This is a genomic window from Piscicoccus intestinalis NBRC 104926, from assembly GCF_001515525.1.
GTDB classification, from domain to species: domain Bacteria; phylum Actinomycetota; class Actinomycetes; order Actinomycetales; family Dermatophilaceae; genus Kineosphaera; species Kineosphaera intestinalis.
Genome location: NZ_BCNQ01000039.1, coordinates 1 through 23,158 on the forward strand (window position 1 = coordinate 1; position 23,158 = coordinate 23,158).

The following is a 23,158-nucleotide window of genomic DNA, read 5'->3' on the forward strand; positions in this document are numbered from 1 at the left end:
CGCGGTGGAGTACATGGTGCAGGCGCACGCCGCCGACGCCCTCGTGTGCATCAGCAACTGCGACAAGATCACCCCCGGCATGTTCCTCGCCGCGCTGCGGCTGAACATCCCGACGGTCTTCGTCTCCGGGGGCCCGATGGAGGCGGGCAACGCGGTCATCGGTGAGGACGGCACCGCGACGACCCGCCTCGACCTCATCGACGCGATGATCAAGTCGGTCGACGAGTCGGTCTCCGACTCCGACATCTCGACGATCGAGCGCTCGGCGTGCCCGACGTGCGGCTCGTGTTCGGGCATGTTCACGGCGAACTCGATGAACTGCCTGCTCGAGGTCGTCGGGTTGGCGCTGCCGGGCAACGGGTCGACGCTGGCGACCGCCTCCGCGCGCAAGGAGCTGTTCGAGGGAGCCGGCCGGCTCGTCGTCGAGTTGGCGAAGCGCTACTACGAGGGCGACGACGAGTCCGTGCTGCCGCGCTCGATCGTCACGCGCGAGGCGCTGGCGAACGCGATGCGGGTGGACATCGCGATGGGCGGCTCGACGAACACGATCCTGCACCTGCTCGCGGCGGCGCAGGAGGGCGAGATCGACTTCGACCAGGGCGACATCGACGCGATGTCGCGGGTGACGCCGTGCCTGGTCAAGGTGGCGCCGAACACGAACAAGTACTACATGGAGGACGTGCATCGCGCCGGCGGGATCACCGCGATCATGGGCGAGCTCGACCGCGGCGGCATGCTGGAGACCGGTGTGCACGCGGTGCATTCGCCGTCGCTGCGGGAGTGGCTCGACGCCTGGGACATCCGCGGCGGGGCGGCGAGCGACGAGGCCGTCGAGCTGTTCCACGCGGCACCGGGCGGAGTGCGCACGACCGAGGCGTTCTCCTCGACGAACCGCTGGGCGAGCCTGGACACCGACGCCGAGAACGGCTGCATCCGCTCGGTCGAGCACGCGTACACCGTCGACGGCGGGCTGGCGGTGCTCACCGGCAACCTCGCCCCCGACGGCTGCATCGTCAAGACCGCGGGCGTGCCCGAGCACCAGTGGGAGTTCTCCGGCCCGGCCAAGGTGGCCGAGTCGCAGGAGGAGGCGGTCGACCTCATCCTCGGCGGAAAGATCGACGCCGGCGACGTGGTCGTCGTGCGCTACGAGGGCCCCAAGGGCGGTCCGGGCATGCAGGAGATGCTCTACCCGACGAGCTTCCTCAAGGGCCGCGGGCTCGGCCCGAAGTGCGCCCTCATCACCGACGGCCGGTTCTCCGGCGGCTCCTCGGGCCTGTCGGTGGGCCACGTCTCCCCCGAGGCCGCCAGCGGCGGCACGATCGGGCTCGTCGAAAACGGTGACCTCATCGAGTTCTCGATCCCCGACCGTCGCGTGAATCTCGCTGTGCCGCAGGAGGAACTGGACCGTCGCCGGGCCGAGCGCGAGCAGCACGGCTGGGTGCCGCGCAACCGGTCTCGCGAGGTCTCGGCGGCGCTGCGGATCTTCGCGATGTTCGCCCAGTCCGCCGACAAGGGAGCCGCCCGCAAGGTGCCGTGAGTCGGGTGCCCCGCCGAGGCTCGACGGGACACCCGCTCCTCGGCGGGACACCGACTCCTCGACGGGACACCGGCAGCTCGACGGGACACGCGCGATCGCAGGTGTCCGGTGCAGTTTCGGGTGTCCAGCCTCCGAGGAGGTGTTCTGCCCGGCGTTCTGGCTCGCGTCAGCGACGGCGCGGCGCGGCCTCGACGCCCTGTTCGGCCCAGTACTCCTTCTCGGCGCTCTCGATGCGGGGGCGCTGGCCGAGGCGGGCGCGGGCCTTGACGGCGGCGAGCTCGTGCTTGCGGGCGCTCTTGTAGGCGCGCCGGCGCGCGAACCAGCCGAGGTACTCGGGCTTGTCGATGGGCTTGCCGTCGGGGCGCACGTCGTAGTCGGGCACGGGGTCGGTCTTGCCGTACCGCAGGTTCTCGTCGATGCCGACCTGACCGGTGACGTCCTGGTACTCCCAGTCGAGAGTGTGCTCGGCGGATTCGGTGACGAAGTTCGGCGTCTCCTTGAAGTGCACCTCCTCGTCGGACTGCGGCGTCACCGGCGCCGGCGGATTGGCGGTGAACGCGGCGACGAGGAGCAGCACCCGCGAGAGCAGGTTGACGAACAGCAGCAGGGTGGCCAGCGAGGCGGAGGCGGCGAGCAGCGGGTCGTCGCTGACCGAGGAGACGATCCCGGTCCCGAGCGCGAGCACGATCTGCACGGCGACGCCGCCCAGCCCGCAGCCGATGAGCATGTCGCGACGCAGCGGCCGCACCGCGGCGGTGACGCGGAAGAGGAAGGCGAACGTACCCGCGGCGACGAGGGCGGCGACGAGCAGGCCGAGCACGCGCACGAGGAACGAGATGACGGGGTTGTCGCCGAGGCCGATCCAGCCGGCGATCGTGCCGCCCATCGTGCCGGCGGCGGTGCCGAGCAGGGCGGAGCCGACGATCCCGAGCGCCATCGCGATGAATCCGCCGAGGTCACGCAGCTTCTGCACGGCGAAGTTCTCGACGGGCGCGACGATGCCGAACATGTCCTGCACGGTCTGGCGGATGTTCGTCATCATGCCGATCGAGGTCCACAGCAGCACGAGGGCGGCGACGATCGACGCCGGGTTGATCGCCGAGTCCAGCACGAGGGAGTCGGGGTTGATCATGCCGCCGCCGGAGCCATCTTCGAGGATGCCGGGAAGCACCTGGTTGACGGCCTGGATGACCGACGACCGCAGCTGGGCGTTGCCGCCGAGCGTCGCCATGAACACCGTCCACGCGATCGTCAGCGCCGCGACGATCGAGAACAGCGCCGAGTAGGCGATCCCGCCGGCGAGCAGCGCGCCGCGCGCCTTGCCGTAGCGCTGGAACGCGCGCATGACGCGCGAGGCCATCACTTTCGCGATGAGGCCCTTGAGACCGGATTCCTGCTCGTCCTGGGCCGGTTCGGCCGCGCGCTCGTCGGTGGCGGGCATGGCGTCACTCCCTGTCTGTCGTCGCGGGTCACCTCAGAATCTGCCGTGAATCGCCGCCGAGCGCGACCCCAGCCGCCGGTGGCGTCGGCCACGTGCCTCACGTCTGCGCGAGCCCGCGCACCGTCTCCATCGTGTCGGCCTGGTCGGCGAACTTGTCGTCGCGGTATCGCAGCACGCGTGCGAACCGCAGCGCCAGGCCCCCCGGGTAGCGGCTGGAGCGCTGGAGTCCATCGAACGCGATCTCGACGACCTGCTCGGGGCGCACGTGCACGACGTGGCCCTCGCGGCCCGCCTCCAGGTCGAGGAAGCGCTGGGTCTGCCAGGCGAGCATCTCGTCGGTCATGCCCTTGAACGTCTTGCCGAGCATCGTGAATCCCGTGGCGGAGCCCGGGTCCCGGGCTCCGAGGTGGATGTTCGACAGCAGGCCGCGGCGGCGCCCACTGCCCCACTCGACGGCGAGCACGACGAGGTCGAGGGTGTGCCGCGGCTTGACCTTGATCCAGCCCGCGCCGCGGCGACCCGCGGCGTAGGGAGCGTGCAGACTCTTGACGACGACGCCCTCGTGGCCGGCGGCGACCTGGTCGGCGAAAAACGCCTGGGCCGCCCGCGGGTCGTCGGTGACGAGCCGCGGAACGAGGGCGTTCTCGGGCAGCAGGGCCGCGAGCGCGGCGAAGCGTTCGGAGGCGGGCCGGTCGAGCAGGTCGTCGCCGTCGAGGTGCAGCAGGTCAAAGGCGTACGTCGTCACCGGCGTCGTCGCGGCGAGGGTGGCGGGGTCGGTGCGGGAGGCGATCCGGGCGCCGGTGACCTGGAAGGGGTGCGGGCGCCCGGCGGCGGGTCCGTCGGTGCGCAGGGCGATGGCCTCGGCGTCGAGCACGAGCGCGTCGGCGGGCAGGGCGGCGACGAGCTCGACGACCTCGGGCAGACGGCTCGTGATGTCGTCGAGAGACCGGGTGAACAGGGCCACGTCGCGGCCACGCTTGTGCACCTGCAGGCGGATGCCGTCGAGCTTGCGTTCGAGCGCGACGGGCGTTGCGCCGACGGCGGTTTCGCCCCGCTGGTCGGTCTGGCCGCCCGGGCCGGGCTGACCTTCCTGGCCGGCTTGGCCCAGTTGCGCGAGCGCGGCGTCGATGTCGGGAGCGGAGGCGGCGAGCATGGGACGCAGCGGCCGGCCGACCGCCAGGCCGATGGCGTCGAGGCCGGCCGCGCCTTCGGTGAGCGCGATGCCGGCGACCTCGGTCGGCGACCCGGCGAGCATGACGGCCCGGCGCACCGTGGCCTCGGGCAGCTCGGCGGCCGCGGCGATCGCGGCGAGCAGCACCCCGTCGAGGGCGCCCTGACGCACCTGGCCGGTGAGCAGGTCTGCGAGGTAACGCTGCTCGTCGACCGTGAGCCGGCCGAAGAGATCGGCGACGGCCTGCGCGCGGCGGCCGGCCGACCCGCTTCCCGAGAGGGCGGCGAGCTGTTCGAGGGCGGCGTCGACCTCGCCGAGGGTGGCGCTCGACTCGGCGGCCGGCGCGGGCAACGCGGTGAGCGAACGCCAGCCGACGCCGGTGCGCCGCTGCGGCAGCGACCCGGCGAGGTAGGCGGCGGCGAGCCGCGCCTCGTGGGCGCCGGATTCGGCGGCCTCGGCCAACGCCTGCGCCACGGCCTGCGTCTTGGCCAGCCGCGATCGCGTCGCCGCGACCCGCGCCGACGCCTGCACCACCCGCGCGAACCTCACCCGGCCAGTGTGCGCCCCCATCGCCCCTGAGAACTGCGGCGGCGAGAGCTGCGTGGGGCCATCGAGGCCACAGCATCAACAGCCACGACCCTTTGTTAACGATCCCGAACGCCGCTTGCCTGCCAACACCATTCATCCGCGCCGTTTCTCCCGGCCCGAGCCTGCGAAACATGCCGGTCACACGGCACGCGACGACCGGTAACAACCCCTGCCTAGGTTCTCGAATCGTGAGCGGCGACACCGCCGGTCACGACCACATCGAGCGCCGGCGCGCTCCGGGAAGCCCGCCACGGCCAGACGACGACCACGACGAGCGCCTCGCCTCCCAGCGCCCCCGGCCGAGTGAGAGGACCTTCGTCTCCATGGCTTCACGAAAGACCGGCCGCGCCACCGCGGCCCTGGCCATGATCGTGCCCGTCGCCCTGCTCGCCGCGTGCGGCGGCAGCAAGGTCGATGCGGGCTCCTCCGGCGGCGGCACCGCCGCAGCCTCGGCCAACTCCTGCGTCGACACCAGCGGCCCGAACATCAAGATCGGTCTGCTCAACTCCCGCTCGGGCACGATGGCGATCTCGGAGAACACCGTCTACGACTCGCTGTCGATGGCGGCCGAAGAGATCAACGCCGCCGGCGGCGTCATGGGCAAGCAGCTGCAGGTCGTCTCCGAAGACGGCGCGAGCGAGCCGACCGTGTTCGCCGAGAAGGCCCAGAAGCTCATCTCCAGCGACTGCGTCGCCGCCGTGTTCGGAGGCTGGACGTCGGCCTCCCGCAAGGCGATGCTGCCGGTCTTCGAATCGAACAACGCGCTGCTGTTCTACCCCCTGCAGTACGAGGGCCTCGAGGCGAGCAAGAACATCTACTACACGGGCGCGACGACCAACCAGCAGATCATCCCGGCCCTGGACTACCTCAAGGAGCAGGGCAAGAAGTCGCTCTTCCTCGTCGGCTCCGACTACGTCTTCCCGCGCACGGCGAACAAGATCATCACGGCGTACGCGCAGGCCAACGGCATGCAGATCGTCGGCGAGGAATACACCCCGCTGGGTTCGACCGACTTCGCGACGATCGTCAACAAGGTCAAGGGCGCAAACGCCGACGCCGTCTTCAACACCCTCAACGGCGACTCCAACGTGGCGTTCTTCAAGGAGTACACGAACGCCGGACTCGCCGCGAAGACCCTGCCGGTGCTCTCGGTGAGCATCGCCGAAGAAGAGGTCAAGGGCATCGGCGCGAGCAACATCGCGGGCCAGCTCACCGCGTGGAACTACTACGAGACGGTCGACAACCCGCAGAACAAGAAGTTCGTGGCCGACTTCAAGGCCAAGTACGGCGCCGACCGGGTGACCTCCGACCCGATGGAAGCCGCCTACACCTCGATGTACCTGTGGAAGGCGATGGTCGAGAAGGCCAAGTCGTTCGGCGTCAACGAGATCAACGCCGCCGCCAACGGAGTCAGCTTCGACGCCCCCGAGGGCAAGGTCACCGTCGACGGCGAGAACCACCACATCTCCAAGACGGCGCTCATCGGCCAGATCCAGCCCAACGAACTCATCAACACGATCTGGTCGTCGGGCCAGCCGATCGAGCCCGACCCCTTCCTCAAGAACTACCCCTGGGCCGCGGACATCAGCGGCTGAGCGCCGCGGAACACGGCTGAGGACACAGATATGGACGTACTCGCAGGCCAGCTGTTCGCCGGTCTCTCGCAGGGCTCGATCCTGCTGCTCATCGCCCTCGGGCTGGCGCTGACGTTCGGCCAGATGGGCGTCATCAACATGGCCCACGGCGAATTCATCATGGCCGGCGCCTACACCGCCTACGTCATGAGCGGCATCGTCGGCAGCGCCGGACTCTCGCTGCTCATCGCGATCCCGCTCGGGTTCGTCGTCGGCGGCCTGCTCGGCCTGCTGCTCGAGCAGACGATCATCTCCCGCATGTACGAGCGGCCGCTCGACACGCTGCTCGTCACCTTCGGCGTCTCGCTGATCCTGCAGCAGCTGGCGCGCGACCTGTTCGGGGCGCCGAACGTCGATGTGCCGGCGCCGGGTTGGCTGCAGGGCAGCGTCTCGCTGTTCGGCCTCGACGTCGCCGCCTCCCGGGTGTTCATCCTCGCGCTGAGCCTGGCGTGCGTCGCGGTGCTCACGCTCGCGATGCGCTACACGTCGCTGGGCCGACGCATCCGGGCGGTCGTGCAGAACCGCGACCTCGCGGAGTCGGTGGGCATCAGCACCCGCGCGAGCGACCGGCTCACGTTCTTCATCGGCTCCGGCCTGGCGGGCGTCGCGGGCGTGGCCCTCACGCTCCTCGGCTCGACGGGTCCGACGCTGGGCACCGGCTACATCATCGACGCCTTCCTCGTGGTGGTCGTCGGTGGCATCGGGCAGCTGCGCGGCGCGGTCATCGCGGCATTCGTGCTCGGCATGCTGCAGTCGGTCGCGCAGTGGGGCACGAGCGCGTCGATGGCCAAGGTCATCGTGTTCGTCGCGATCGTCGTCTTCCTCCAAGCCCGCCCGCAGGGCATCGTCAACGTGCGCACGAGGAGCCTGGCATGAGCACCCTTCGCCGAATCCCCGTCGCGTGGATCGTCATCGCGGTCGCCGCGGTGCTCCTGTTCGCTCTGGCCCCGGCCCTGCTCACGCCGTTCCGGCTCTCGCTGCTCGGCAAGTACCTGTGCTACGCGATCGTCGCCGTCGGCATCGGGCTGGCGTGGGGCCGGGGCGGCATGCTCGTGCTCGGCCAGGGCGTGTTCTTCGGCCTCGGCGCGTACCTCATGGCGATGCACCTCAAGCTCGCCGACGCCGGCCCGGGCCGCGCGCCCGACTTCATGTACCTCTACGGCTCCGGCGAGGTGCCCGCGTGGTGGGAGCCGCTGCGTTCCGGGCCGGTGACCATCCTCGCGATCCTCGTGCTGCCCGCGGCGCTGGCGGCCGTGCTCGGCCTGGCGATCTTCAGCCGCCGGGTGCGCGGGGCGTACTTCGCGATCCTGAGCCAGGCGCTCGCCGCCGCGTTCGCCATCCTGCTCATCGGCCAGCAGGCCACGACGGGAGGCACCAACGGCCTCAACGGCTTCCGCGGGTTCTTCGGCTACAACCTCAACGACCCGGTCAACCAGCGGATGATCTACTTCTTCGCGGCCACCGCCCTGCTGCTCCTGCTGCTGGCCACCTGGCAGCTGTACCGGAGCCGGTTCGGCGAGCTGCTCGTCGCGGTGCGCGACTCCGAGGAGCGGGTGCGCTTTCTCGGCTACAACCCCGCGACGGTCAAGCTCGTCGCGTACGCGATGGCCGCGTTCATGGCGGGCATCGGCGGGGCGCTGTTCGTGCCGATCGTCGGGATCATCTCCCCGGCCGACGTCGGGATCATCCCCTCGATCGCGTTCCTCACCGGCGTCGCGATCGGCGGGCGCTCCACGCTGTTCGGCCCGGCGATCGGCGCGATCGCGGTCGCGATGGCGCAGACCAGCCTGTCCGAGCAGTTCCCCGGCTTCTGGACCTACTTCCAGGGCCTGCTGTTCGTCGTCGTCGTGGCGTTCCTGCCGAACGGGCTGGCCACGATCGGCGAGGTGGTGCGGCGCCGCCGCGGGCAGGAGGTCTCGGCCGCCGCGGTGGCCGGCGACACCGCCTCCCTGAGGGTGGAGGCCGACGACCTCATCACGCCCGACGACCTCACTGCGCCCGACGCGCCCGACGCGCCCGGCTCCGACGACTCCCCGACCCTGCAGGAGGCCGCCCGATGAACCAGCCCAGCCTGCCGCCGGACTATCTGGAGATCCGCGGCCTGACCGTCACGTTCGACGGGTTCGTCGCCGTCGACCACGTCGACCTCACGGTGTTCGCCAAAGATCTGCGGTTTCTCATCGGCCCCAACGGAGCCGGCAAGACGACGATCATCGACGCGCTCACCGGCCTCGTGCCGGCCACCGGCTACGCGCGCTACGCCGACAAGGACCTGCTCGGCAAGAAGCCGCACCAGATCGCGCGGCTCGGCGTGGGCCGCACGTTCCAGACGGCGAGCGTGTTCACCGAACTCACCGTGCTGCAGAACCTCGACATCGCCGCCGGAGCCGGTCGCTCGCCGCTGTCGCTGCTGCGGGCCCGGCGCGGGGTGCCGGAGTCGGTGGCCTCGGCGCTGGAGACCATCGGCCTCACGAGGGAGGCGGGCCGGCTGGCCGGCGCCCTGTCGCACGGCCAGAAGCAGTGGCTGGAGATCGGGATGCTGCTGGTGCAGAACGCGAAGGTCATGCTGCTCGACGAGCCGGTCGCGGGCATGAGTGCCGACGAACGCGACCAGACCGGGGCGCTGCTGCGGCGCGTCGGCGCCGACCGCACGGTGATCATCGTCGAGCACGACATGGACTTCATGCGCCAGTGGGCCGACTCGGTGACCGTGCTGCACGCCGGCGCGGTGCTCTCGGAGGGCAGCGTCGCGCAGGTGCAGGCCGACCCGAAGGTGCAGGAGGTCTACCTCGGCACCGGCACGACGACCAACCCGACGATCGACGCGGTGATCGACCCGGCGATCGACCCGGCGGCGGAGCTGTCCGACATGCCGCCGGCCGAGCCGGCAGCGAGCGAAGTACTCGCCCCGGAGGTGTCTCGCTGATGCTGGAGCTGCACGACATCCACGTCGGGTACGACCGCGCCGACGTCATTCACGGCGTCTCGCTCGAGGTCGCGGCCGGGGAGATCTTCGCGATCATGGGCCACAACGGCGCGGGCAAGACGACGCTGCTGAAGACGGCGGTGGGGTTGCTCTCGCCGCGGTCGGGGCGCGTCGTGCTCGACGGCCAGGACGTGACGAGGCTGCGCCCGCACCAGCGGGTGGCGCGCGGCATCTCGTACGTGCCGCAGGGGCAGCTGTCGTTCCCGCAGTTGACGACGGCCGAGAATCTGCAGGTCGTCGCCGACGGCCGTCGCCGTGGATCGGCGCAGGTGGAGGCGATGTACGAGCGCTTCCCGGTGCTGCGGGAGTTCGCGGGCCGCAAGGCGGGGCTGCTCTCCGGCGGCCAGCGCCAGCAGCTCGCCATCGCGCGCGCGCTCATCACCCAGCCGCGCCTGCTCATCCTCGACGAGCCGACCGAGGGCATCCAGCCGTCGATCGTGGCCGAGATCGAGCAGCACATCGTGTCCCTCGCGCAGGAGGGTCTCACGGTGCTGCTCGTCGAGCAGCACGTCGGCTTCGCGCTCACCGCCTCCAGCCACTACGCGGTGCTCGCCTCCGGCCGCATCACGTCCACCGGCGAGGGCGGCACCGCCGCGACCACAGACGTCCGCGCCGCGATGACGATCTGAACCTCAGGCGGTGCGGATCTCAGCGATCCTCAATGTCCGACCTCCGGAATGGCGAGCACGAGCTTGCCCGTGAACGTCTTGCTGAGGAACTCTTCTTGTGCCGCGCCGATCTCCTTCAGTGGGAAGACTCTGGCGATGCGTGGCCGGATCTCTCCCGCCTCTATGTATGAGAGCAGGTTCTCGAAGACCTCGTCCTCCTGAAAGGTGCCACCGGCCAGGGTCAGATCCTTGAGGTAGAGCGTCCGCAGGTCGATCTGCGCGATCGGCCCGGCGATCGCCCCGGCCGTCACGTAGCGGCCGCCACGGCGGAGCACGTCGAGGAGAGCTGGCCACTGCTCGCCCCCACGAGGTCCACCACGACGTCGACAGAGTCTTCACCGAGCGCCGCGACCAGATCGGCGCTGCGGTCGAGGACCCGGTCGGCGCCGAGTGCGCGCACCTCGTCGGCCTTCGTGGAGGAGCAGAGCGCGATGACGGTCGTGCCGCGCCGTTTGGCGAGTTGGACGGCGGCCGAACCCACACCGCCGGAGGCACCGGTGATGAGCACCGTCTCGGCGCCGAGGCTGACTCGGTGCAGCATGTTCTCGGCGGTGGAGTAGGCGCAGGGGATCGAGGCGAGCTCCACGTCGGACCAGTCGCTGACCACCTGGTGGGTCTCGCGAGCGGGGGCGACGGTGAACTGGGCGAAGGCGCCGTCGCACTCGCTGCCGAAGGTCCAGCATTCGTAGGGTCGGTGGTCGACGTAGCTGCGCAGCAGGGTCTGCACCAGAACGCGCTCGCCGATGCGGGAGGTGTCCACGTCGCGGCCGACCGCGACGATGTAGCCGCAGCAGTCGGCTCCCTGGATGCGCGGGAATTCCACCGGCCGTCCCGACCATGAAGCATCTGTGTGGTTGATGCCGTCGAACCCGGTGGCGCCTCCGGTGCTGGTGGCCTGTCCGAGCGATTTCGAGTACCAGCCGATGCGGGTGTTGATGTCGGTGTTGTTGATGCCGGCGGCCGCTACCCGGATCAGCACCTCACCGGGGCCGGGCTGGGGCACCGGCACGTCGGTGCGGTACTCGAGCTGATCGAGACCTCCGTGGCCGTTGAGCAGCACCGCATGCATGGTGCGGGGAAGAGGGAACGTCATAAGTAACTCCGTGGTGGGCGAGCGGTCAGGGACAGGAGCAGAAGACGGCCGGACGTGTGGCTCCGGCCGTCAGGGCAGGCTCAGCTGGGCCATGCGACCTCCGTCGACGGTGTAGACCTGCCCGGTGATGAAGCTGGCCTCGTCGGCGGCGAGGAACGCCACGAGCGCGGCGACCTCCTCCGGCCTTCCTGTGCGGGCCACCGCGTGGATGCGGCCGATGTCGCGCCGGAACACGCCGGGGTCGGGCGTGTTGTCGATGAACTCCAGGTTCAGGTCCGTGTCGATCCAGCCGGGCGCAACTGCGTTGCAGCGGATCCCTTCATGCCCGTGGTCCACGGCCACGGCACGGGTCAGGCCGTGAATGCCGGCCTTGGACGCGCAGTAGGCCGCGTGGCCGGGGTTGGCACCGAGGCCCTCGATGGATCCGCTGTTCACGATGCTCCCCCTTGTCTTGCGAAGATGGGGGAGCGCGGCGCGGATCAGCAGGAACGGTGCCGTGAGGTTCACGGTAAGGCTGCGTTGCCAATCGTCTGGGGTCATGGCTTCCGCGGTGGCCTCCTGCATCATGCCCGCGTTGTTCACCAACACGTCCAGCTTCCCGGCACGTTCGATCACGTCTGCGATGACCCGGTCCGGGCAGGCGGGGTCGGAGAAGTCCGCCGCGATGCCGTCGAACTCCTCATCGGGTCGGCGTTGGGCCGCGTACACGGTCGCGCCTTCGTCCCGGAGTCGCTGGGCGATGGCCCGCCCGATCCCCGTCCGTCCGCCTGTGACAAGGGCGACCTTGTTCTCGAACCTCCTCACGACACGGCCTTCCCGCCGTTGACCTCGACCAGCGCGCCGCACATGTAGCGGGCAGCGTCCGAGGCCAGGAACAGCGCGACGTCGGCGATGTCGTCCGGCTCCGCGATCCGGCCGAGAGGCACCGTGCGACCGAGCTCGACCACCGCCCAATCGGGATCGAAGCCGCGCTTGGCGAATCCGCTGCGCAGTATCGGGGTGTTGACCTCGTTGGGGCAGACCGCGTTCACCCGGATCCCTTGGTGGGCGTGGTCGGCCCCCATGCACTGGGTGAGCGAGGCGATCGCCGCCTTCGTCATGCAGTAGAGCGCGTGGTTGGGTCCTGGTGCCTTACCGCCCCAGCAGGAGGAGAGATTGACGATGGCGCCGCCGCCGGCTGCGGCCATGAGCGGAATGGCGGCACGGCAGATGCGGAAGGGGGCTTCCACGTTCACGCCGACAGACAGTGACCAGTCCGCGTCCGAGGCTTCGGTCACCGGGCCGCGGGTGATGACGCCCGCGTTGTTGATGAGGATGTCAAGTCCGCCCAATGCGTCGTGCGCCGCCAGGGCAAGGCCGTCGGCATAGGCAGGATGCAGAAGATCGCCGGGCAGATGCGCGTCGGCCTCGATCCCGGTGCCTGAGTAGTACGTTCGGCAATTCCGCCCCCAAGACAAAAACCCTGGTCAACCGCCTAGAGCGTGGGGTCTACGAGGTCTCTCGACGTCCCCAGGATACCGCTCCGAAGGATGATCGTGGCCCTGTTGCGAGCACTGTCGAGACGGCTCAAACTTTTCTGACCGACTCCGAGGGGGACGCCCTCGTCGGCAACTACCTGGCCGGGATGAGCGTCAAGGCGCTCGCTGAGAGGTACGGCATTCACCGCGCCACCGTGTTCTCCCATCTGCGTCGCCGCAACGTGCCGAGCCGCCGACCAAGGCTGGGGATCGACGAGAAGGCCGAGGCCGTGCGGCTCACCCGAGCGGGCGTCTCGATGCGGGCCATCGGTCGCCGGATGGGCGTGGACCGTAAGGCCGTGCGGGCTGCACTGGTCGAGGCTGGACTCATCGTGGACGAGGCGAGCGATGACTCGTAGCTGCGGTTCCGAGTTGCTGATCCGTCGGTAGCGCTCGGCGCACCTCGTCGGTAACGAGCGCCGAGAGGAACCGATGATGACCAGCGTGAGTGAGGTCGCGAATGAGGAGCGCACCGCGAGGATGGTGCTGTCCATGCTCATCGAACCCAATGACCCGGTGACAGGACGCATCTTGTCCAGGCTCGGAGCAGTCGAGACGCTTTGGCTCGCTGAGCGCGACGGCGCGGTGGTGGGGCTGAGCCCTGTGGACGCGCAGGTCTGGAAAGCGGGTCAGGCTCCGTTCGTCAGGCGAATCACTTGCGACATGCCTACGTGGGGTCCAGTCTGGTACCAGAACGACGCAGCTCTACCGCGCGTTCGCGCCTCTGCTTGGACCACATGGTTCGGGGGGGGGGGGTTCTACACCTCCGACCGTCGAACAAACATCGGCAGGTGGAGTTATAGGGACTCAGCGTAAAGGGGGGGTGGTGAGATGGTGACCTCATGTGCGGACCTGCGCATCGCTGAGCAGATGGATCCGCGCTCGATGTCGGTCGATCTGTCCCGAGAGGGCGACGAGTACGTTCCTGAGGCGAACCTGCCAGGCATCGACTCGGAGTCCATCGAGCTGGGTGGGCGGCCAGCCGCTCACCGTCCGCGCGGTCAGCGGCCCAGTCCGCGACCGCCGGCGCGAAGTGGTTCACCGCCGAACGGCCCCCACGGGCAATTCATGCGGCTGCTGGGACTGGCGCCCGGCATCGACAGCGACAGCGTCACCGCCAGCTGCGACCTGGGCGTCCTGCGGGTGGTGATGCCCATCGAGCAGCCCGCCGTCCGGAAAGATCCCCCTGAGGCAGCCTGCTTCCTGACTCTGGGCACTCAGCCCTGCGCCTGCGCCGATCCTGGCGCGCTCTTTGACTACCCCTGAAACGTGTCTCACGTGACAAGAGAGGAACAACCATCATGGCCAAGGCAGTAGGAATCGATCTGGGGACCACGAACTCCGTTATCGCCGTCTGGGAGGCCGGCGAGGAGAAGGTCATCCCGAACGCGGAGGGAGCCCGCACTACCCCGTCGGTGGTCGCTTTCACCGAGGACGGTGAACGGCTGGTGGGGCAGCTTGCCCGCCGGCAGAGCATCCTCAACCCGAAGGGCACCATCTCGTCCGCCAAGCGGTTCATCGGCCGGTCCTTCGACGAGATCAAGGAGGAAGCCAACGCCGTCGGCTTCGACGTCGTGGAAGGCCCCAACGGCGAAGCACGGTTCAACATCCGCGGCAAGCAGTACGCGCCGGAGGAGATCAGCGCCCAGGTGCTGCGCAAGCTCGTCGACGACGCCAGCAAGTTCCTCGGTGAGAAGGTGACCGAGGCCGTCATCACCGTTCCCGCCTACTTCAACGACGCCCAACGCACCGCGACCAAGGACGCCGGACGCATCGCCGGGCTCGAGGTGCTGCGCATCATCAACGAGCCCACCGCCGCCGCACTGGCGTACGGAATGGACAAGAAGAACCAAGAGACCGTACTGGTGTTCGACCTCGGTGGCGGCACGTTCGATGTCAGCCTCCTCGACGTGGGCGACGGGGTCGTCGAAGTGCGATCCACCGCCGGTGACACCCACCTGGGCGGCGACGACTTCGACCGCCGGCTGGTGGACTACTTTGCCGACGAGTTCAAGAACGAGAACGGCATCGACCTGCGCAACGACCCGCAGGCGCTGCAGCGACTGTTCGAGGCGGCCGAGAAGGCGAAGGTCGAGCTCAGCTCGGTGTCCCAGACCCAGGTCAGCCTGCCCTTCATCACCGCCGACGCCAGCGGACCCAAGCACCTCACCATGACCGTGAAGCGGTCCAAGTTCGAAGACCTCACCGCTGACCTCGTTGAGCGGTGCCTCGGTCCGGTGCGTCAGGCGATGGCCGACGCGAAGCTCAGCGAGAACGATATCGACGAGGTCATCCTCGTGGGCGGTTCCACCCGCATCCCCGCTGTCCAAGCGCTCGTCAAGCGGCTCACCGGCGGCAAGGAGCCGAACATGACGGTGAACCCCGATGAGGTGGTCGCTGCGGGCGCCGCCATCCAGGCGGGCGTCCTCAAGGGCGACGTCGACGACGTGCTGCTGCTGGATGTCACCCCGCTGTCGCTGGGTGTGGAGACCCGTGGTGGCGTGATGACGAAGATCATCGAACGCAACACCACCATCCCCGCCCGACGCAGCGAGGTGTTCTCCACGGCCGAAGACAACCAGCCGTCCGTGGAGATCGTCGTCCTGCAGGGCGAGCGGGAGAACGCCGCAGACAACCGGGTGCTGGGCCGGTTCCAGCTCACCGGTATCCGCCCCGCTCCTCGCGGTGAAGCGCAGGTCGAGGTCACCTTCGACATCGACGCGAACGGCATCCTGAACGTGACGGCGAAGGACAAGGACACCGGCACCGAGCAGGGCATCACCATCAGCGACACCTCGAATCTGGACCAGGGCGAGATCGACCGGATGATTAAGGAAGCCGAGCAGCACCGTGCTGACGACCAGGCGCTGCGCCAGGCCGTGGACGCCCGCAACGAGCTGGACTCCGCCGCCTACCAGGTCGAGCGGGTACTGCGTGAGCTCGGCGACGCTGCACCGGAGCACGAGCGTGCCCGCGCGGAGCTGCTCATCACGCAGGCCCGCGAGGCAGTGCAGAACAACGTCGGCGAGCAGGAAGCGAAAGAGCGCACCGGCGAGCTGCTGCAGGTTGCGCAGTCCCTTGCTGCGGCCCGCGCGAACGCCAGCCACGCTGAGCAGCCCGCTCAGGACGACGAAGACGACGTCGTCGACGCCGAATTCGACAAGTAGCACGGAGGGAGGATCGCGATGGCCGGGGAGCAGAACGAGGACACGCGCGCCGTGGACCTGCTGAACGACGACCTCACCGACGTGTCCCCGGAGGAGATCCGCGCCGCGCAAGCAGCGGTCGCCGCCCAGTTGGAGACGGCCGAGGACCGGTGGCGCCGGGCGGCGGCGGACTACGACAACCTCCGCAAACGGATGGCGCGCGAGATCCAGACCGTCCGCGAGGAGGAGCGGCGGAACACCGCCAAAGCCTTCTTGCCCGTCGTCGACGGGCTGGACCGGGCGCTCAGCTTCGGGGTGGACCTTGACGAGGGCGTTCTGGGTGGCATGCAGGCCGTCCGGGCGCAGGCCGCTGATGCGTTGCGCGCACTCGGGTACCCCGAGATTGTCATCGACGGTGCGGAGTTCGACCCGCAGCTGCACGAGGCGGTCTCGGTCGTCGAGGATGCCAGCGTCCCGCCGCGCAGCATCCTCGCCGTCACTCGCCCCGGGTTCGGAACGCCAGAGCGGATGCTGCGACCGGCTGCGGTCGTGGTCACCCGCAGTCCGGATGAGGAGTAGGAGATGGCGGAGGATCTCTACAGCGCGCTGGGGGTCTCCCGGTCGGCGGATCAGAAGGAGATCCGCCGCGCCTACCGGGAGAAGGCCCGCAAGTTCCACCCGGACGTCAACAAGACCCCGGGGGCGGAGGAGACCTTCAAACGGATCAGTGAAGCCCACGATGTGCTGTCGGACCCGGAAACCCGCTCACAGTACGACCGGTTCGGTGAGAACTTCCGGCAGTACGCCGCCGCGGACGCGGCTCGCTCCTCCGAGCAGCCGCGCCGCAGCGGCGGCACCCGATACACGTGGAGCGGGGGCGGCGCGCAGAGCGCGAACTGGGAGGACCTCTTCGGGGGTGGCTTCGGTGGTTTCGGTCGCGGCGCCGACCACACCGCGGAGCTGGAGATCACCGTCGAGGAGGCCTACCGGGGCGGGCGGCGCACCGTGCAGGTCGCGTCTCCGTACGGCGGCGCGCAGGAGTACACCATCGACATCCCAGCGGGCGCTGTCGACGGGCAGCGGCTGCGGATCGCGGGCGCAGGCGGAGCGGGCGCCGACGGACAGGACGGGGACCTGCTGGTCACGCTGCGCGTGAAGGACAGTAAGCGGTACCGGCTCAGCGGCGCGGACATCGAAACGGACCTTCCCATCGCACCGTGGGAGGCGGCGCTGGGCGCGGATGTCAGCGTGCCCACCCCCGGCGGCCCGGTCACCGTGCACGTCCCGCCCGGCTCGTCCACTGGCAGGCGACTCCGCCTGCGCGGGCAGGGGATGCCCCGCGGAGGACAGCCGGGAGACCTGTATGCGCGGGTGAAGGTCGTCGTTCCCCGCACTCTCAGCAAGAAGGAGAAGGAGCTGTTCGAACAGCTCCGCGACGAATCGTCGTTTGATGCCAGGAGAGGATCATGACCTCACATCACCTGCCCGTCCGTGTCGCCCGGGCCGACCTGGCGGCGACCGCGGCGGCCGCAGGTATCCACCCGGATACGCTGCGGAAGTTCGTCGAGCTGGGGCTGGTCACCGCCCACGTCGACACCAGCGGCCGGCTGTGGTTCGCCCGTACCGTCCCCGCCCGCGTGCACACCATCGTGCGTCTGCACTCCGATCTTGCCGTGAACTACGCCGGCATCGCACTCGTGCTCGACCTGCTCGCCCGCATCGAGCAGCTCGAGCGGCACCGGACCATCCGACTTGAAGGAGACGCCCCATGGACATGAACTCACTCACTCAGAAGTCACAGGAAGCGCTCACCTCGGCCCAGAGCATCGCGGTCCAGGCCGGTCAGATCGAAACGGACGAGGAGCATCTCCTGCTCGCACTGCTGCAGCAGGAGGAGGGGCTGGTTCCCCGACTGCTGCAGACAGCGGGTGCTGACGTGGAAGCCGTACGCGCCGACGTCGAAGCGGAGATCGCCCGCAAGCCCAGCGTCTCCGGGTCCTCCCCGCAGACCGGTCAGGTGTACGTGAGCCGCAGCCTCACCTCCACCCTGGAACGGGCGGAGCGGGAGGCAAAGCGGCTGAAAGACTCCTACATCTCCGTGGAGCATCTCGTCCTGGCCCTCGTCGACGACTCCTCCAACCGTCCCGCGTCCCGCGTGCTGCGCGGGCACGGTGTCACCAGGGAGAACTTCCTCAGCGCGCTCACCAAGATCCGCGGCAACCAGCACGTCAACTCCGCCACCCCCGAGCAGACGTACGAGGCGTTGGAGAAGTACGGCCGTGACCTGGTCGCTGACGCCCGGTCGGGCAAGCTTGAGCCGGTCATCGGGCGTGATGCGGAGATCCGCCGGGTCATCCAGATCCTCTCCCGCAAGACCAAGAACAACCCCGTCCTCATCGGCGAGCCCGGTGTCGGAAAGACCGCCATCGTGGAAGGCCTTGCCCAGCGGATCTTGCGTGAGGACGTGCCCGAGGGCCTTCGCGACAAGACCGTGTTCTCGCTGGACCTGTCTGCCCTGGTCGCCGGCGCGAAGTACCGGGGCGAGTTCGAGGAGCGAATGAAGGCAGTCCTGGCGGAGGTGAAGGCAGCGGAGGGACGCATCCTGCTGTTCATCGACGAGCTGCACACCCTGGTGGGGGCGGGAGCCACCGAAGGGGCGATGGACGCCGGCAACATGCTCAAGCCGATGCTCGCCCGCGGGGAGCTGCACCTCATCGGTGCCACCACCCTCGATGAGTACCGCAAGCACATCGAGAAGGATGCTGCCCTGGAACGCCGGTTCCAGACGGTGATGGTCGAGGAACCTGACGTGGAGGACGCGATCTCCATCCTCCGCGGCCTGCGCGAACGGCTGGAGGTCTTCCACGGTGTCCGCATCCAGGACAGCGCACTGGTCGCTGCCGCCGTGCTGTCCCACCGGTACATCACCGACCGGTTCCTGCCCGACAAGGCCATCGACCTCATCGACGAAGCCTGCGCGCGTCTGCGAACCGAGATCGACTCAATGCCCGCTGAGCTCGACGAGCTGACCCGGCGGGTGACCCGTCTGGAGATCGAGGAAGCGGCGCTGTCGAAGGAAACGGACCCTGCCAGCAAGAAACGGCTGGAGGAGCTGCGCCGGGAACTGGCCGACCTGAAGGCGGAGGCGGACGCCAAGCGCGCCCAGTGGGAGGCGGAGCGTCAAGCGATCCGCAAGGTCCAGGAGCTGCGCGGTGAGCTGGAGCGGCTGCGGCGGGAGGCGGAGGAAGCTGAGCGCTCCTACGACCTCAACCGTGCCGCTGAACTGAGGTACGGGGCTATCGCTGACGTGGAACGACGCCTGCGCGCCGAGGAGGAGCGTCTCAGCTCCAAACAAGGCGGGCAGCGGCTGCTGCGGGAGGTGGTCACCGAGCACGAGATCGCCGAGATCGTCGCAGCATGGACGGGGATCCCTGTGGCCCGGCTGCAGGAAGGTGAACGCAACAAGATCCTCACCCTGGACGCCACCCTCAAGGAGCGGGTGGTCGGTCAGGATGAGGCCATCACGCTCGTCAGCGACGCGATTATCCGTGCCCGCTCCGGCATCCGCGACCCGCGCCGACCCATCGGCTCGTTCATCTTCCTCGGCCCCACCGGAGTGGGAAAGACCGAACTGGCCAAAGCGCTCGCGCAAGCACTGTTCGACAGCGAGTCGGCGATGGTCCGGCTGGACATGAGCGAATACCAGGAACGTCACACCGTCAGCCGGCTCGTCGGTGCACCTCCCGGGTATGTCGGGTACGACGAGGGAGGGCAGCTGACCGAGGCGGTGCGCCGCCGCCCGTACAGCGTGGTGCTTTTCGACGAGATCGAGAAAGCGCACCCGGACGTGTTCAACACGCTGCTGCAGGTCCTCGACGACGGCCGCATCACCGACAGCCAGGGACGCACCGTCGACTTCCGCAACACCATCATCATCATGACCTCCAACATCGGTGCCCATCACCTGTTGGGCTCCGATGGCGGCGCGATCCCCGACGACGTGCGAAACAGTGTGCTCGGTGAGTTGCGCGCCCACTTCCGTCCCGAGTTCCTCAACCGGGTGGACGACATCGTGGTGTTCTCGCCGCTGGGTCGTGAACAGATCCAGGACATTGTGGAGCTGCAGTTCACCGACCTGCGCTCCCGGCTGGCCGAGCGTCAGATCCGCATCGAGCTGACGCCCGCGGCACGCCAGCTCATCGCCGACCGCGGCTACGACCCCGTGTACGGTGCGCGTCCGCTGCGACGCTACATCAGCCATGAGATCGAGACCCGGCTGGGTCGTGCGCTGCTGAGCGGGCAGGTGATGGACGGGTCGACGGTCACGCTGGACGTGCAGGACGGCGACCTCGTCTTCAACATCGCAGCGCCCGCCGAAGAGGAGGACGCGGGGTGAGCGCGATTGTGACCTGCCCCAACTGCGGGAAGAAGAACCGTGTCCCCGCCGCCGCGTCGGGGTACCCGCGCTGCGGCGTCTGCAAGAGCGCCGTGCCGTGGATCGTCGATGCGGGCGATGCGGACTTCGCCGAGGTGGTCGAGAAGGCCCCGCAAGTGGTGCTCGTGGACTTGTGGGCGACCTGGTGCGGACCGTGCCGGATGGTCAGCCCTGCCCTCGAGAAGGTCGCCACGGAACGTGCCGGCAAGCTCAAGCTGGTGAAAGTGGACGTGGACGCCGCGCCGGAGACGGCCCGCAAGTTCTCCGTCCAGGCGGTGCCGACTCTGCTCATCCTCAACCAAGGGAACGTGCTCTCCCGCCAATCCGGAGCCGCCCCGCCGGGCGTGCTGCTGCGCTGGGCGGACGAGGCGCTGCAGAAGAAGGCTGACTCGGCCGGTGCTGCTCGACGAGATATGTCGACCCGCACGTCCCGCTCATCCGCCCGGTCCGTCCCCGGACACCCGGGTCATGTGAGGACTGCGTGGCGGCCGGCACGCCCTGGCTGCACCTGCGGATGTGCCGCACCTGCGGGAAGGTCGGGTGCTGCGACTCCTCCCCGATGCGGCACGCCCGCACGCATGCGCTCACGGCGGGGCACCCCATCGTGCGGTCGCTGGAGCTGGGGGAGAACTGGAGCTGGTGCTACGTGGACGAAGCGTACCTATGAGTGACACGCCCGCCGCCAACCGCCGCCAGGTCGCTCAGGCCGAGACGCCTGACACCATCGGGCCTTCCCGCGGCTCAGCGACAAGCAGATCGCGGTGCTGCTCGTACGAGGGCAGCGCCGCACACTCACCGACGGGGAGGTTCTCATCCAGCCCGGCGAGCACCCGTCCTCCCTCTATGTCGTCCTGGAAGGGCACCTGCTGACGGCGGACACCGAGCTTGCGGCGGATCCGCGTCACTCCGATGAGTCGTTGGCGGTCGAGGTGCACGGCCGCGGCCGGTTCGTGGGGGATGTCGGGCTGCTGGAAGGACAACCGTCTTTCGTGTTCGTCTCCGCCATCGGCGCCGCCGAGGTGGTGGAGGTGCCCGTCGATGAGCTGGAGGCCATCGTCACCTCGGACCCGCTGTTGGGTGAGATCATCCTGCGGGCCTACCTCATCCGCCGCTCCCTGGCCATCGGGGCGGGAGCGGGCCTGCGGATCGTCGGCTCCTGCTTCTCCCCGCAGACCCGGGATCTGCTGGACTTCATCGCACGAAACCGGCTGCCCCACCGGCTGGTGGACCTGGATGAGGACGAGAAAGCGGAGCGGCTGGTCCGCCAGCTCGGCGCCACCGTCGCCGACTTCCCGCTGGTGATCCTCGGCGGCTCGCGCACCGTCCTGGGTGCCACCCCGGCACGGCTTGCCGAAGAGTTGGGGATGCGCCCGCCCGCCCCACCGGCCACCTGCGATGTGGTGGTCGTCGGCGCTGGGCCGGCTGGTCTTGCCGCGGCGGTGTACGCAGCCTCCGATGGGTAGTCGGTCTACCCGTGCGACGCGGTCGCCACCGGCGGGCAGGCGGGAACGTCAGCGAAGATCGAGAACTATCTGGGGTTTCCCGCCGGAATCTCCGGCACTGAGCTCGACGACCGCAGCCTCCTGCAAGTGCGCAAGTTCGGTGCCACGTTGGACATCCCGACCACGGTCCAGGAGGTCGTGGAAGATGAGGACCGCTTCCGGGTGATCTTCGAAGATGGCAGGGAGGTCACCTCAGATGTGGTGGTCCTTGCCACCGGGGTGCGATACCGCTCGCTTCCCGCCGCGGGGCTGGACCGGTTCCAGACCTCGAACTTGTTCTACGCGGCAACAGCGCAGGAAGCGCGGATGTGCGTAGACACACCTGTCGCTGTTGTCGGCGGCGGCAACTCCGCCGGACAGGCCGCACTATTTCTTGCCCGCACGTCCTCCCGTGTGCACCTTGTGGTGCGCGCCGCGGGCCTGGGAGCGGGAATGTCCAGGTACCTGGTGGACCAGATCCAACATCACCCCCGTATCAACGTGCTGCTGTCCTCGGAGGTCGTGGAAGCACACGGCGGCAACCGTTTGGAAGCGGTCACAGTCCGTCACGGTGACGTGCTGGAGAAGCTCCGCGTGGGGCACGTGTTCGTCTTCATCGGCGCCGCTCCGGCGACGACGGGATTGAAGGTCGATGTGGCACGCGATCCCGACGGCTACATCCTCACCGGCGCGGAGGCGGAGCTTGCCGGCGCGCGGACGGAAGGAAGCCCCCGCTTCTCTTTGGAGACCACCATCCCCGGGGTCTTCGCTATCGGCGATGTGCGGCACGGGTCTGTGAAGCGAATGACCTCGGCTGTGGGTGAGGGCGTCAGTGTGGTCCGGCAGATCCACGAGTACCTGAACGAGGGTCGTCACAGTCGGGTGTGCGCAGGAGCTCCGACATCCAGGGACACCTGACGCCGCACGCCTCCCCGAACCCGGCAGCCGTGGGAGAACCCGCGGATCCTCCGGTGGCCCATGCGGGCGTAGCGGGCGAGATCCGCTCGACGTTGCGTCGGATGAGGTGGTTTCGCCGCATGCCGGTGCTGCACATCGCCGAGGAACGCGGCGAGGCCCGACAGTGCTGCTGCTGCACGGTATCGCCTCCTCATCGGTGACGTTTCACCACGTGATCCCGCTGCTCGAGCGCACCCACCGGTGCATCACGCCCGCAGGAGCCGCCGAACTCACTGGCCTGGCGACACGAAGAACCCAACTCGAGGGCGAGCAGCACAAGCTGCTCCAAGCTCACTACGCCGGAGCCATCCCGCTCGACCTGCTCAAGAAGGAGCAGGACCGGATCACTGCGTCGCTGGAGACCATCGAGCACCGGATCAACGCTCACCACGGCCACTACGCTGATGCGCGTGCGAACCTCGACGACTCGCTGAAACTGCTGTCGAACGCCGGTCTTCGGGATGGCTGCCAGCCCTGAAGCGGTCGGCGCACCTCGTCGGTAAC

23 protein-coding genes and 1 pseudogene are annotated in these 23,158 nt (G+C 68.9%); 18 read left to right on the top strand and 6 right to left on the bottom strand.

Annotated elements, in window-relative coordinates; translation table 11 throughout:
* A partial coding sequence (gene ilvD / locus PINTE_RS08200; protein WP_068428547.1) for a dihydroxy-acid dehydratase occupies positions 1–1,537 on the top strand: 1,537 nt, incomplete at its 5' end.
* Positions 1,538–1,703: 166 nt separating this feature from the next.
* Here ilvD and PINTE_RS08205 read toward each other — a convergent pair.
* Both PINTE_RS08205 and PINTE_RS08210 read right to left on the bottom strand, forming a co-directional pair.
* Positions 1,704–2,978: a YihY/virulence factor BrkB family protein gene (locus PINTE_RS08205; protein ID WP_068428550.1), complete on the bottom strand. Its 1,275-nt coding sequence runs from the start codon at positions 2,976–2,978 to the stop codon at positions 1,704–1,706.
* A gap of 97 nt (positions 2,979–3,075) precedes the next feature.
* A complete protein-coding gene (locus PINTE_RS08210; protein ID WP_245642852.1) occupies positions 3,076–4,698 on the bottom strand; it encodes an ATP-dependent DNA ligase in 1,623 nt (540 codons plus the stop codon).
* Between the two features lie 362 nt (positions 4,699–5,060).
* Here PINTE_RS08210 and urtA point away from each other — a divergent pair, with 362 nt between their 5' ends.
* From urtA to urtE, 5 genes are read left to right on the top strand one after another with little or no spacing between them, the layout of a single operon-like run.
* Positions 5,061–6,332, top strand: a complete 1,272-nt coding sequence (gene urtA / locus PINTE_RS08215) for an urea ABC transporter substrate-binding protein (RefSeq protein ID WP_068428626.1) — start codon at positions 5,061–5,063, stop codon at positions 6,330–6,332.
* A 30-nt stretch (positions 6,333–6,362) separates the two neighbouring features.
* On the top strand, positions 6,363–7,247 hold the full coding sequence (gene urtB, locus PINTE_RS08220) for an urea ABC transporter permease subunit UrtB (RefSeq protein WP_068428556.1): 885 nt from the start codon (positions 6,363–6,365) through the stop codon (positions 7,245–7,247).
* Positions 7,244–8,431, top strand: a complete 1,188-nt coding sequence (gene urtC, locus PINTE_RS08225) for an urea ABC transporter permease subunit UrtC (RefSeq protein ID WP_084343370.1) — start codon at positions 7,244–7,246, stop codon at positions 8,429–8,431. The genes urtB and urtC overlap by 4 nt, the downstream gene beginning before the upstream one ends.
* Positions 8,428–9,297 carry an urea ABC transporter ATP-binding protein UrtD gene (gene urtD / locus PINTE_RS08230; RefSeq protein ID WP_084343371.1) on the top strand — a complete coding sequence of 290 codons (870 nt, stop codon included), beginning with the start codon at positions 8,428–8,430 and terminating at the stop codon, positions 9,295–9,297. The genes urtC and urtD overlap by 4 nt, the downstream gene beginning before the upstream one ends.
* Positions 9,297–9,986, top strand: coding sequence for an urea ABC transporter ATP-binding subunit UrtE (gene urtE / locus PINTE_RS08235; protein WP_068428559.1), 690 nt, complete (start codon positions 9,297–9,299; stop codon positions 9,984–9,986). Before urtD ends, urtE begins: the two co-directional genes overlap by 1 nt.
* A 29-nt stretch (positions 9,987–10,015) precedes the next feature.
* Here urtE and PINTE_RS24225 read toward each other — a convergent pair whose 3' ends face one another.
* The 4 genes from PINTE_RS24225 to PINTE_RS08250 all read right to left on the bottom strand — a co-directional run bounded on the left by PINTE_RS24225 (position 10,016) and on the right by PINTE_RS08250 (position 12,575).
* Complete coding sequence (locus PINTE_RS24225) at positions 10,016–10,300, bottom strand: zinc-binding dehydrogenase (RefSeq protein ID WP_245642853.1); 285 nt, start codon at positions 10,298–10,300, stop codon at positions 10,016–10,018.
* Positions 10,273–11,118, bottom strand: coding sequence for an alcohol dehydrogenase catalytic domain-containing protein (locus PINTE_RS08240; RefSeq protein ID WP_245642854.1), 846 nt, complete (start codon positions 11,116–11,118; stop codon positions 10,273–10,275). The genes PINTE_RS24225 and PINTE_RS08240 overlap by 28 nt, the downstream gene beginning before the upstream one ends.
* A 69-nt stretch (positions 11,119–11,187) precedes the next feature.
* Positions 11,188–11,922, bottom strand: a complete 735-nt coding sequence (locus PINTE_RS08245) for an SDR family NAD(P)-dependent oxidoreductase (RefSeq protein ID WP_068428561.1) — start codon at positions 11,920–11,922, stop codon at positions 11,188–11,190.
* Entirely contained in the window at positions 11,919–12,575 is a 657-nt protein-coding gene (locus tag PINTE_RS08250) for an SDR family NAD(P)-dependent oxidoreductase (protein ID WP_068428565.1), read from the bottom strand. The genes PINTE_RS08245 and PINTE_RS08250 overlap by 4 nt, the downstream gene beginning before the upstream one ends.
* Before the next feature lie 167 nt (positions 12,576–12,742).
* Between PINTE_RS08250 and PINTE_RS08255 the strand changes: the two genes are divergently transcribed.
* From PINTE_RS08255 to PINTE_RS08310, 12 genes and pseudogenes are all read left to right on the top strand, one after another.
* Positions 12,743–12,994, top strand: a complete 252-nt coding sequence (locus PINTE_RS08255) for a hypothetical protein (protein WP_174524002.1) — start codon at positions 12,743–12,745, stop codon at positions 12,992–12,994.
* Positions 12,995–13,466: 472 nt separating this feature from the next.
* Entirely contained in the window at positions 13,467–13,901 is a 435-nt protein-coding gene (locus tag PINTE_RS22640; protein WP_157087132.1) for an Hsp20/alpha crystallin family protein, read from the top strand.
* A 35-nt stretch (positions 13,902–13,936) separates the two neighbouring features.
* Positions 13,937–15,802, top strand: coding sequence for a molecular chaperone DnaK (gene dnaK / locus PINTE_RS08270; RefSeq protein ID WP_068428571.1), 1,866 nt, complete (start codon positions 13,937–13,939; stop codon positions 15,800–15,802).
* Between the two features lie 18 nt (positions 15,803–15,820).
* On the top strand, positions 15,821–16,360 hold the full coding sequence (locus PINTE_RS08275; protein ID WP_068428574.1) for a nucleotide exchange factor GrpE: 540 nt from the start codon (positions 15,821–15,823) through the stop codon (positions 16,358–16,360).
* A 3-nt stretch (positions 16,361–16,363) separates the two neighbouring features.
* Positions 16,364–17,251 carry a DnaJ C-terminal domain-containing protein gene (locus PINTE_RS08280; RefSeq protein WP_068428577.1) on the top strand — a complete coding sequence of 296 codons (888 nt, stop codon included), beginning with the start codon at positions 16,364–16,366 and terminating at the stop codon, positions 17,249–17,251.
* A complete protein-coding gene (locus PINTE_RS08285) occupies positions 17,248–17,559 on the top strand; it encodes a chaperone modulator CbpM (protein ID WP_068428580.1) in 312 nt (103 codons plus the stop codon). The genes PINTE_RS08280 and PINTE_RS08285 overlap by 4 nt, the downstream gene beginning before the upstream one ends.
* Positions 17,550–20,177, top strand: a complete 2,628-nt coding sequence (gene clpB / locus PINTE_RS08290; protein WP_068428582.1) for an ATP-dependent chaperone ClpB — start codon at positions 17,550–17,552, stop codon at positions 20,175–20,177. The genes PINTE_RS08285 and clpB overlap by 10 nt, the downstream gene beginning before the upstream one ends.
* A pseudogene (gene trxA / locus PINTE_RS21830) lies at positions 20,174–20,614 on the top strand (thioredoxin); the annotation flags it as partial. The gene clpB and the pseudogene trxA, both read left to right, overlap by 4 nt.
* Positions 20,615–20,697: 83 nt before the next feature.
* Positions 20,698–20,883, top strand: coding sequence for a UBP-type zinc finger domain-containing protein (locus tag PINTE_RS08300; RefSeq protein WP_245642855.1), 186 nt, complete (start codon positions 20,698–20,700; stop codon positions 20,881–20,883).
* A gap of 94 nt (positions 20,884–20,977) precedes the next feature.
* On the top strand, positions 20,978–21,679 hold the full coding sequence (locus PINTE_RS24230) for a Crp/Fnr family transcriptional regulator (RefSeq protein ID WP_245642856.1): 702 nt from the start codon (positions 20,978–20,980) through the stop codon (positions 21,677–21,679).
* An 87-nt stretch (positions 21,680–21,766) separates the two neighbouring features.
* Positions 21,767–22,615, top strand: a complete 849-nt coding sequence (locus PINTE_RS24235; RefSeq protein ID WP_373280149.1) for an NAD(P)/FAD-dependent oxidoreductase — start codon at positions 21,767–21,769, stop codon at positions 22,613–22,615.
* 163 nt (positions 22,616–22,778) lie between these two features.
* Positions 22,779–23,132 (top strand): alpha/beta fold hydrolase, encoded by a 354-nt coding sequence (locus PINTE_RS08310; RefSeq protein ID WP_068428591.1) that lies wholly within the window; start codon positions 22,779–22,781, stop codon positions 23,130–23,132.
* Positions 23,133–23,158: the final 26 nt, after the last annotated feature.